The sequence below is a fragment of the Sphingobacterium sp. BIGb0116 genome (genome assembly GCF_024808035.1).
In the GTDB taxonomy this organism is placed as follows: domain Bacteria; phylum Bacteroidota; class Bacteroidia; order Sphingobacteriales; family Sphingobacteriaceae; genus Sphingobacterium; species Sphingobacterium paramultivorum.
In genome coordinates, this window is record NZ_JANUDT010000002.1 from 185,988 (window position 1) to 195,299 (window position 9,312).

The window sequence follows — 9,312 nt, forward strand, 5'->3', positions numbered from 1 at the left end:
ATGATTGAAAAGGTCTATTCCGCTGCACGATCATTTATCGGGAACCACGATTATAAGCTCAATAACGTTTTTATTTTCGATTGGGAAAGTGATTTGTTTTGTATTACAAAGTCCGGCTATTCGATTGAGGTTGAAGTTAAAGTTTCTCGTTCGGATTTCTTGGCTGATTTTAAGAAGCCTAAACATGATCTGTTGATCGCTGCATTTGAGAAAAAAAAGTATGTCATGCACGACAAAAGGGTGATGGATCATTACAGTCATCCCGTATGCTATTTTAAATATTCGATTACTTCAGAGATAACGCCAAATAGATTTTATTTTGCAGTACCTGAAAATCTCATTTTGGAGCATGAAGTTCCCGATTATTCAGGGTTGATTTACGTTAATGAGCACGGAGGTTATACCGTCATAAAAAACGCCCCTCTTCTACATAAGAATAAAATAGATTTCCAAAAAAGACTTTTGTCGAAATTCTACCACCGTAGGAATTCCGCTTTGAACGAGGCTTCAATCGCTCTGTCTAACATAAAGAATGCACATGATGATAGCAATGTTAAGGGGATCGCGACCTATAGTCTTGGACTGATTAAACGAATACTTCAATAATGAAAAACACCAACCGCATCAATAGGGAATATGAGCAAAAGCATCTTTTGAATATTCGAAAGAATCAAAGGAGAATAAATAGAGCCTATCAAAACGCTATTAATAAAATTTATGGCGGGTTGTCCCTGCCCAAAACGAAAGATACCTTTGATATAACTAAAGTACCGCAGCTTAACAAAGTGGTCAATGAAGCATTAGGTACCTGGGAGCAAGAGATTTCAACAATTATGATCAACGGTATTAATGAAGCTTGGAATCTGTCGGATGCCAAAATGGATGAAATATTGAAGCAATATACATTAGGCAAAGAGTTGGCCCCATTGATAAAAGAAGCTTTGTTTTCGCGTAATCAGGCAGCCATGGAAGCTTTTATAAATAGGACTTCGGGAAAAAATGGTCTCGACCTTTCACAAAGAATCTGGAATTATTCTGATCAATTTAGATATGAGATTGAGAATAATTTGGCTATTGGGATAAGTGAAGGAAAGCCAGCTGCAGCGATTGCCCGAGACCAAAAAAAATACCTTGTTGAACCTGATCGACTGTTTCGACGTATTCGGGATTTTGAGGGCAAATTGGTTCTAAGTGCAGCTGCTAAAGCATATAAGCCTGGACAGGGCATTTACAGATCTTCTTATAAAAATGCGTTGCGGTTGACCCGTACTGAAACCAATATAGCATACAGAACAGCCGACAATGATCGTTATTCACGATCTCAGATCGTTTTGGGCTATGAGGTACAGTTGTCCGCCAGACATCCAAAATTTGATATCTGTGATCATTTAACTGGCCGATATCCGAAAGACTTTAAATTCGTAGGTTGGCACCCTCAATGCTTATGCTTTACTGTGCCAGTACTTCCGACTATGGAAGAATACGAAAAGTTTGAGGACGCTGTTTTATCCGGAGGATCCTATTTGATGAAAGGCCAAATAAAAAACGTACCAAGCAATCTAACTAAGTACGTTTCCGATAATAAAGATATGTTAAAACGGCTTAAAAACGTGCCGTATTGGATTAAGGATAATAAGATTAAGGTTTAACAACTACCAATTAGCACTACCACTTTGATCAGCAATTATTTTGATCAAATCTGATAGATCCTTTTCAAGCTTTTCTTTCGTGCTCTTTTCGATCAATTTGTCTTTTTCATCGTATAAGAACATCTTTTTTTCCTTGCTGTTCCAAACATCTCTCTTCCCCTTTATTTCCATAGTTACGGGAAATTGAACACCTTTATTGAAAGTGACCGCATCACTCTCATATTTTTGATTGGCACTGATATTTATTAGAGGGACATTTATTCTGAACATATTGTCCTTCACATCAATACTGATTTTATATGTAAGGTCTAGCAAATACGAGCTCCCTGCAGTTTTGTCGGATTTCGTATATCCAGGTTTATAATCGGTCAAAGTTATCGCGTCATCAGTGACATCAAATTTTAGATGCTTGGATAAATGTTTCGAGTTTAAATTCTTCTCAATAAGTTTAATCTGATCGTTTTTAGATATGTCGTTTTCAATAACGATGTATTTTTCACTGTTATTGAAATTTATTCCATTTGGAGTAACGACAACTTGATACCTTGCATTCTCCTGACCAATCAGATTAGCAGAAAATCCGATCAACACTAAAAACAATAAAATTTTTTTCATAATTCCTATTTAAAGCTAAAGCCCAAATATAGGAATTATGAAATATTTTTAATTACGGTATTTCTCAGTCACAATAATTCTACTTCTGTTCGCAACACAAGTTTACCGTAATCGTCACTATCCGGGTGCCGAATCAATCCAACTGTCACATCATTTTTGTAACACCATCCGACAACCAAATGCTGTTCGCCTTTATAAAGTACCCAATTGTAAGACTCTTCGAATTTATCTAAATAATAAGTTCGTCCCATAAAGACCATCCAATCCTTATAGCCAAAATGTTTAATCTTTGACCACCTCATAGCTTAGTTTTGAATTGCTATGATGAAACAATTGACCTCAAGGCCTAAACATGTCGACCATTCCCTTACACTTTGCACAATAATAGATTGTACAATAACACCTTTATGTTCGAATTTCAGAAAATAACTACCTGGATTTTGAGAGGGTACTAGCATATATTCAGGAGATTCGACTATCTGCATATTTTGAGACTTCAATTCACTATTGAAGTAATCAATCTCTTTTTCTGACATCATCTAATTGTAACAGATAGCAGAAATTAAACTGATTTTAGATGCTATGTCTTTTTGCAAGCGCATAAGATTTAAGAAAGTCTTTGAGATGATCTTATCATCTTCTTGAGAGAGATCAGATCTTGAAAATAAGTGTGCATGTTCCTCGATCTGAGCGTCAACGCGTCTTTTGCGTTCGAATAGTCCTTGTGTATTGAAATCATCGCCAAGATGATCTACTAAGTCAAAATGTTCTAATGTCTTTTTCATTTTTATAAGATTAAATTTTCTGTGCTTTTATTTTTTGATAAACTAAGTTGAATAAAATGCTACTTATTCAACTTAGTGTACATGTTTTTATGCGTACCAAGATCTGTGATACGATTTCCCAGATTCATGCAGTACCAAACAGCCACATGCAATACCTTTCAAATATTTAGAGCCCTCTTTGAAACGCTTTGTGTACGTTTTATCATCTAAGAACCCATTTTTAAGAGGTTCAACAGTATCGCTTGCCCATCCAGTGAATTCTAATGTTTTATAGCTTATTTTCCTTAAGACAACTGATGCAGCATTAAGCTTTACAACTTGATAGAAATCCACGTTATTCTGCTCATAACCCCATGATTCGACGAATATATCGCCTAATTGAAACTGTGCTTTTTTCTCTTGTATCGTAGTGATCTTTTCTTCATTTACAAATAATGAGTTGATAATGCTTTGCGCTTTGCGAACGATGTTTTCAAATGTAATATTCATATCTATAAAATTTTCTTGTATTATTTTCTATTGCAAATATATGTTCAAATATTAACATTCCAAAATATAAATGAAAAAATATGTATAAATATTAACATTTGTATTTATTTCGTTCCCGTTGCTTCAAGTGGGAATAGTCCAAACCATCAAAACGGAGAATACCGTAAACAACCTGCCTAATTTTATAGCACTTAAGAATTCTAAAGGACATAATTATGTGGGAAAAAATTTTTGCACAACTGGTTGCCAAACATCCAGGGGTGTCAAAGGCAGTTCTAACGCTTTTGGCAAAGAAATTAGCTGATAAAGTGACAGAAGAAAGCCAAATCGAGGGAGCTATCACGGACTTTGAAGCTAACTCAGTTCTATCGGTAAAAGATTATGCAGATTTCGTTCAGCAACAGGGTGATTCAAGGGTGACAGAAGCAAAGAAGAAATGGGACGTAGAGAGTAAAAAGCCTGATCCGAATAAACCTGATCCTGAAACGAAAGATGACAATCCTAACGACATGCCCGCATGGGCAAAAGCATTGCAGCAATCAGTAACAACCTTGGGACAACAATTCGCTGCTAAAAAAACAGAATCAACATTAGAGGATCTTGTTGCGAAAGCAAAAGCCAAAGGTATTCCTGAAGCGTATGCTCGCAAGACGGTAATCGGTGAAGATTTCGATTTAGATAGCTCTCTATCAGCATTAGAATCTGAATGGACAGCGATCAAACAAGCTGACCTAAACACGCAGGTTGCGGGTGAAAAAGTGGTCACAGGGGTGAAAGCAACTGGAAAAGAGGTGTCGAGTGCGATTGCAAATTTTGCGAAAGCCAACGTAGATGCCGCAGCAGCAACCAACAAATAATTTTTTAACAAAAATCTTAACCATGGGAGTAGGATATAAAAGAACAGACAGTACTGGTGACATTCCGGTATTTCAAGGTTCTGGTAAAGATCTTCAAAATGCTCAAGGTGGATTCTTCTTCGAAAAAGGTGGTTTGCCTGATGGAACAATTGTGAAAGCAGGAACCCCTATGATCTTTGATGAATCGACAAGAAAGGCAAAGTTTCTTGCTACTGGAAAAGTGATAGAAGCCGCTGCCGCTGATGCTACCACATACAAAGTAGCCAAAGAGCATACATTGAAAGTCGGGGATAATTTTGCAGCCGTTCCGAACGGAAAAGCTTATGCCATTACCGGAATCAACAAAACAAATCCCGATTATGATTTGATCACAGTCGGTACAACAATTGGAGCGGTTGCGGCCGATTCTCTTGTTTTTGCTTCAAGCACAACTGGAGCTAATAACTCAAGTTTTGGAGGTGTTAATGGTTTGCTATATCGCGATCAAAAAATCGAAGATGGTGCAAGCTGCAGTGTGGTAATCCGCGGTACAGTATATGCACGCCGAGTTCCTTACTCTAAGGAATTAGAAGCTGCTTTACCTCGTATCATTTATTCTCAATCTTTTTAATCAATGGCAGTAGTTGCTTCATTATTTGGAGATTTGGCCCAGGGTCAAAATATCCAAGCATTAATTGACAATCAGCTTCAACTGTTGTACGGTCAAACAAAATGGCGTCGTTATTTAGATTGGGGTATTCCGCAAATCGAATTGACATTTGCTACAGCAATCGGACGTTCTCGTATCGAGGCTGCTGCAAGTATCGTAGATCCTGATGCGCCAGCGCCATTGCGTGCAACCGGCAAACTTGAAAAATTGGAAGGTGGTATTCCGACCATGAAAGAAAAGTTTGCTTTGAAGCAAGAGGATTATCGTAAGCTCCGCGCCTTGCAGTCTCTTCCAATTTCGGATGAGCAAAAGCTTAATTTACTAATCCGTACACTCTGGAATGCTGTTGAAAATGCAGCTACATCAACGGATCGTCGATTAGATATCATGTTCTTTCAAGGTATTTCAAACTTTGAAATTGATATCACAGTCTTGAACAATCCTGACGGTGTTGATTTTGGTAAACTACCTTTATTGGCAAAGGATTATCAAAAACTTCCTGTTGCGCAATTGTGGTATAATGTCGACGGTACACCGAATTTAAATGCTGATCCATTTAAGGATATCGAGAATGTTATCACTTATGCTGGTAAAACTTTCGGTAGACGTTTTGCAGAAATTTGGATTGAACAAGAGAAGTGGTTTCAATTGAAAAACCACCCGACCGTTAAAGCCAATATATCAGGTTATCAAAACCCTGGATCGAACGCAAAATTTGTCGTAACCGAGGAGTCTATTAACGAGTACATGCGTGCTAATAAAATGCCCCCTTTGGTGATCATTAATGAGCGTATAGGTGTTGAGAAAGATGGTAAAATCACGACGATCAATCCATTCAACGAAAACAACTTGGTTTTCGTGCCTGCTGGAAAGTTGGGTACCGTTCATAATGCTTTGGCTATTGAAACGATGGAACCTGTTCAAGGTATCAATTACGCATCCTACGATAGAACTTTAGTTTCTCAATGGCGCGATAATGAACCATGGACGGAATTTACAAAGGCAGAATTAAATGCGTTCCCTGCTCTTGAGCAGATCGACGGTATCTACATTTTGCAAACTAACGTACCAAAAGTGTAATGGCTGAAAATACAGGAAAAGAAAACAAGGATAAAGGTGCAGTACAAGGTACTGGCACCCATCCTGAAAATAGTCCTCAGCAACAAACGCAATCTGGACCGCTTGAAATGGAATTCGATGTTCCAAATCCTTTACAGGAAGTGATCGATTTGAATAATGCTGTTTTGGAATCTAACCAAGCCGTTATCGATTCGAATAATGCTGTTTTGGAAGCGATTGCTCAATTCAACGAAAATGCTGAAAAGGTTGTCAAAGACATCATTTCCGAAGCAAAGGCTGTCGGCAATCCTGCAAAAGAGCAAACCGCAACAACTACACCTGCTGTTGAAGTTAAAATCAACAAAAAAGCAAAGTATGTTGTAGCGAAAGGCAGGGCTTTCCATTCAAGCGTTTCAGGAGGTCAGGTTGGCGAAGGTGTCGACGTTTCAGGTTTAGAGCCTGATCGCTTAAAAGCACTTATTGCACAAGGTATCGCTGTAGAAGATACGGAGGACTAATTATGCTAAAAAAGGAAGCCTTTTTAAGAGTTGTTCAGGTAGGATCATTGGAGGATGAAGATGCGGAGATGTTTTTACTTTCTGCCGGAATCGTCTTTGATGATCAGTTTACAGGCGATATCGAAGAGCTTGAAAAAGCCGCAATCCCCTGTTTACAAAGTTTACTTTCCGTTAGTTCAGAAAGTGAAGGATCCTGGTCACAGAGCAGGTCGGCTACCGGCCTAAAACAAAGGCTTCTTTTGTTAGCAGAAAAATTCGGACGTGATGATATCATCAATTCATTAAAAGAGACACCGCGCATTAAAAAATACGATTGGGGATTATGATCAGAAAGCGTGTACATAAGTTGCGATATTTTGAGGTTGTTCCAGGTCAACCATATCAAGATGGTACTGGAGATTGGCATCAAGGAGAATCTGTAAAAACTGAGGTTGTGTTGAATTGTCGAGCTGATATTAACAACGGCCAGACGATTAAGAATAATCAAGGTGAAGACTTTGTATATAGCTTCGCAATTTTTCTTAATTCAATTCCGGATACCCTGAAAAGGAATACTGAAGTTGAAATCTTAAAAAACGGTGTTGTAGTCGGACAGGGGAAAGTAATTATGCCCTGGGGATTTCAAGCAACAAATAAGTTATGGGTTTAAGACCATTGTTTACACGAGCTGATGTTAGCCGAGCTATTGAAGCGAGAAAATTAGCCTTCAAACAAGCTGTCCTTAATCGTCTCGAAATGGTTGGTTGGGAGTTTGTTAGAAGTGCCAGGTTAAAGAATGCCAGCCAAGGTGGTTTCAATGACGTGACAGGTAATTTAAGATCGTCAATATTTTTTGCTGTGGTTGATCATGGTCGTATTGCAAAAGAAAACTATGAAGCTTCAAGTAAGGGAACCGATAAACAAACAGGTATTAACGAAGCAAAGGATTTAGCCAAAACTTTGAAATCTGATTACATGGAAGGATATGCTTTGATTGTTGGTGCAGGAATGGGATATGCTGCTGCTGTTGAGAGTCGCGGGAAAGATGTAATTACAGGTTCAAGTTTAGAAGCTGAAGAAATGCTTAGAGCTGCCATTGAAAGATTAAAAAGCCGGGTATGATAACTACACTTGAAGTCATAGATGAATTGTATCTGCTGTTGAAAAATTCACGGCTATTTTCAGATGCAAAAAAGCCTAGCGGAGCTCTTTTAAAAGGTGATCGTCCCGAAGGTTCTAAACTTGAAGATGTCGTGATAGATGGAATCGGCGGTATTTCCAAGGCACCTGTAAAAAAAGCTGTTTTACTGGTTAATGCCTATGTAAATAATCTTGATCCAACGCTTATACCAACTATTGGAAAGGGTAGAAACATGCGAGACTCATCAAGGCTTAAATACCTTGCAGGCTTAATTCAGGAGGTTTTTGGGGGCGATGGGTCAGAGGAAGGCGATCTATGGATTGGCGATACATGTTTTGAAGTTTCCAGTGACGAAGTTTTTGAAGATGAAGGAAATGATCAGCATTACGTGAGTTTTAGAATTAATTGTTACACAATAAAATAATAAAGATATGGCTAGACCAAAGAACTTCTTAGGTTTAAGTGTCGTTAAGATTGGACCTATTGCTGCCGACGGTGGTATGGGAACTACTTTAACGGAGATCCTAGGAGCAACTGTAAAAGGATCGGCTTCTCTTGTTTTGAACGAAGGTACGTATGAAGACCTTGAGATTGAAGAGGAGGACACCGCGTATGATGAAATTGAAACTGCCGCGGCAAAATGGGCGTTTCAGTTAGAATCTTACAATGTCAGCGCAAAGGCCTTAAGTGAATTGGGCGCAGGTGAATTGACAGAAGGAGCTTCAGGCGCACCAGATTCCATCGGAATGGATGTTCCGTTTTCTATTGAACGCTCAGTCGAATGTTTAACGCGTAATGGTGCAAAGTTGGAAATTGCCCGTATGAAAATTCGGGTTAGACCGCAATTTGATGCACAAAAAGGGGTATATGCTAAGGTTATCGTAACTGGTAAGCCGATGAAACCAGAAAAGGCAGGTTTAAAAACGGTGATCAAAACTGATGCACCAGCTTCTTAAAGTTGAATTATAGGCTACTTTTTCAACTAAAAAGTAGCCTATCAAATTTCGATATATGGACGAAATATCAATTAAAAAAAGTGCGATAAAAACGTTTTTAGACGAGCATGAAACTATTCAAATCCCTGTTCTTCCTAAAAATAGATTTGATGCTTTTCTTCAAAGGGTAGGCATCAAAAAGAAATTGCTTAAATACAATCTTCGTAAGCTAAGAGTAGGTAATAGGGAGCGAATTGCAGTAAGATTGTTTGATTTTCCTGATCAAATAATGAATAATACTGTCCTTATAAAGAGAGTTTTTGAACTCACTAAAGAAAGACACCAAGATATGATCTATTGTGCTGCGGTTGCTCTGCAAAATGATAGGAACGAACCGTCCAAAGAATTAATTGATGCAATCAATTGGGTCTCAGAAGAGACCTTTCAATATATTTTTGAAAAGGCTCTTGGACAATTAGATATTGAAAATTTCTTAAAATCTATCGTAATGTTGACGGGGACAGCCAGCCTAATAAAAGCGGAAAATCAGCAAGCGAGCCTAAGCGATTCAGGGGGGATAATAGCCCCTGGTACAGAATAACAAATTACAGGAAATATTTTAGAGAAACACGCGAA

General features: G+C 38.3%; 16 protein-coding genes. 12 read left to right on the top strand and 4 right to left on the bottom strand.

From position 1 onward, the window contains the following. Nucleotides 1–606 carry a hypothetical protein gene (locus M2419_RS07325; RefSeq protein WP_259254669.1) on the top strand — a complete coding sequence of 202 codons (606 nt, stop codon included), beginning with the start codon at nucleotides 1–3 and terminating at the stop codon, nucleotides 604–606. After that, nucleotides 606–1,649 (top strand): hypothetical protein, encoded by a 1,044-nt coding sequence (locus tag M2419_RS07330; RefSeq protein WP_259254670.1) that lies wholly within the window; start codon nucleotides 606–608, stop codon nucleotides 1,647–1,649. The genes M2419_RS07325 and M2419_RS07330 overlap by 1 nt, the downstream gene beginning before the upstream one ends. Nucleotides 1,650–1,652: 3 nt before the next feature. Here M2419_RS07330 and M2419_RS07335 read toward each other — a convergent pair whose 3' ends face one another. The 4 genes from M2419_RS07335 to M2419_RS07350 all read right to left on the bottom strand — a co-directional run bounded on the left by M2419_RS07335 (nucleotide 1,653) and on the right by M2419_RS07350 (nucleotide 3,538). Beyond that, on the bottom strand, nucleotides 1,653–2,264 hold the full coding sequence (locus M2419_RS07335; protein ID WP_259254672.1) for a hypothetical protein: 612 nt from the start codon (nucleotides 2,262–2,264) through the stop codon (nucleotides 1,653–1,655). 68 nt (nucleotides 2,265–2,332) lie between these two features. After that, nucleotides 2,333–2,566, bottom strand: coding sequence for a hypothetical protein (locus M2419_RS07340; protein ID WP_259254675.1), 234 nt, complete (start codon nucleotides 2,564–2,566; stop codon nucleotides 2,333–2,335). A gap of 237 nt (nucleotides 2,567–2,803) precedes the next feature. Continuing rightward, complete coding sequence (locus M2419_RS07345) at nucleotides 2,804–3,049, bottom strand: hypothetical protein (RefSeq protein WP_201638637.1); 246 nt, start codon at nucleotides 3,047–3,049, stop codon at nucleotides 2,804–2,806. Between the two features lie 87 nt (nucleotides 3,050–3,136). Beyond that, nucleotides 3,137–3,538 carry a hypothetical protein gene (locus tag M2419_RS07350; protein WP_259254677.1) on the bottom strand — a complete coding sequence of 134 codons (402 nt, stop codon included), beginning with the start codon at nucleotides 3,536–3,538 and terminating at the stop codon, nucleotides 3,137–3,139. 215 nt (nucleotides 3,539–3,753) lie between these two features. On the opposite strand from M2419_RS07350, the gene M2419_RS07355 reads away from it, so the two are divergent. The 10 genes from M2419_RS07355 to M2419_RS07400 are packed head-to-tail and all read left to right on the top strand — an operon-like array spanning nucleotide 3,754 to nucleotide 9,277. Further along, entirely contained in the window at nucleotides 3,754–4,395 is a 642-nt protein-coding gene (locus tag M2419_RS07355; RefSeq protein WP_259254678.1) for a hypothetical protein, read from the top strand. A gap of 22 nt (nucleotides 4,396–4,417) precedes the next feature. Continuing rightward, the gene (locus tag M2419_RS07360) at nucleotides 4,418–5,005 is read left to right on the top strand and encodes a hypothetical protein (RefSeq protein ID WP_201638640.1); all 588 of its coding nucleotides are present in this window, start codon (nucleotides 4,418–4,420) and stop codon (nucleotides 5,003–5,005) included. Nucleotides 5,006–5,008: 3 nt separating this feature from the next. Beyond that, on the top strand, nucleotides 5,009–6,124 hold the full coding sequence (locus tag M2419_RS07365; protein WP_259254679.1) for a major capsid protein: 1,116 nt from the start codon (nucleotides 5,009–5,011) through the stop codon (nucleotides 6,122–6,124). Then, nucleotides 6,124–6,621, top strand: a complete 498-nt coding sequence (locus tag M2419_RS07370) for a hypothetical protein (protein ID WP_259254680.1) — start codon at nucleotides 6,124–6,126, stop codon at nucleotides 6,619–6,621. Before M2419_RS07365 ends, M2419_RS07370 begins: the two co-directional genes overlap by 1 nt. Nucleotides 6,622–6,623: 2 nt before the next feature. Continuing rightward, complete coding sequence (locus tag M2419_RS07375) at nucleotides 6,624–6,947, top strand: DUF6706 family protein (RefSeq protein ID WP_201638643.1); 324 nt, start codon at nucleotides 6,624–6,626, stop codon at nucleotides 6,945–6,947. Continuing rightward, a complete protein-coding gene (locus M2419_RS07380) occupies nucleotides 6,944–7,270 on the top strand; it encodes a hypothetical protein (protein ID WP_259254681.1) in 327 nt (108 codons plus the stop codon). Before M2419_RS07375 ends, M2419_RS07380 begins: the two co-directional genes overlap by 4 nt. Next, nucleotides 7,261–7,722 carry a hypothetical protein gene (locus tag M2419_RS07385; RefSeq protein WP_259254682.1) on the top strand — a complete coding sequence of 154 codons (462 nt, stop codon included), beginning with the start codon at nucleotides 7,261–7,263 and terminating at the stop codon, nucleotides 7,720–7,722. Before M2419_RS07380 ends, M2419_RS07385 begins: the two co-directional genes overlap by 10 nt. Beyond that, complete coding sequence (locus M2419_RS07390) at nucleotides 7,719–8,165, top strand: hypothetical protein (protein WP_259254683.1); 447 nt, start codon at nucleotides 7,719–7,721, stop codon at nucleotides 8,163–8,165. Before M2419_RS07385 ends, M2419_RS07390 begins: the two co-directional genes overlap by 4 nt. A gap of 7 nt (nucleotides 8,166–8,172) precedes the next feature. After that, on the top strand, nucleotides 8,173–8,697 hold the full coding sequence (locus tag M2419_RS07395) for a hypothetical protein (protein ID WP_259254684.1): 525 nt from the start codon (nucleotides 8,173–8,175) through the stop codon (nucleotides 8,695–8,697). Between the two features lie 55 nt (nucleotides 8,698–8,752). Continuing rightward, nucleotides 8,753–9,277, top strand: a complete 525-nt coding sequence (locus tag M2419_RS07400) for a hypothetical protein (protein WP_259254685.1) — start codon at nucleotides 8,753–8,755, stop codon at nucleotides 9,275–9,277. The last annotated feature ends 35 nt before the right edge of the window (nucleotides 9,278–9,312 follow it).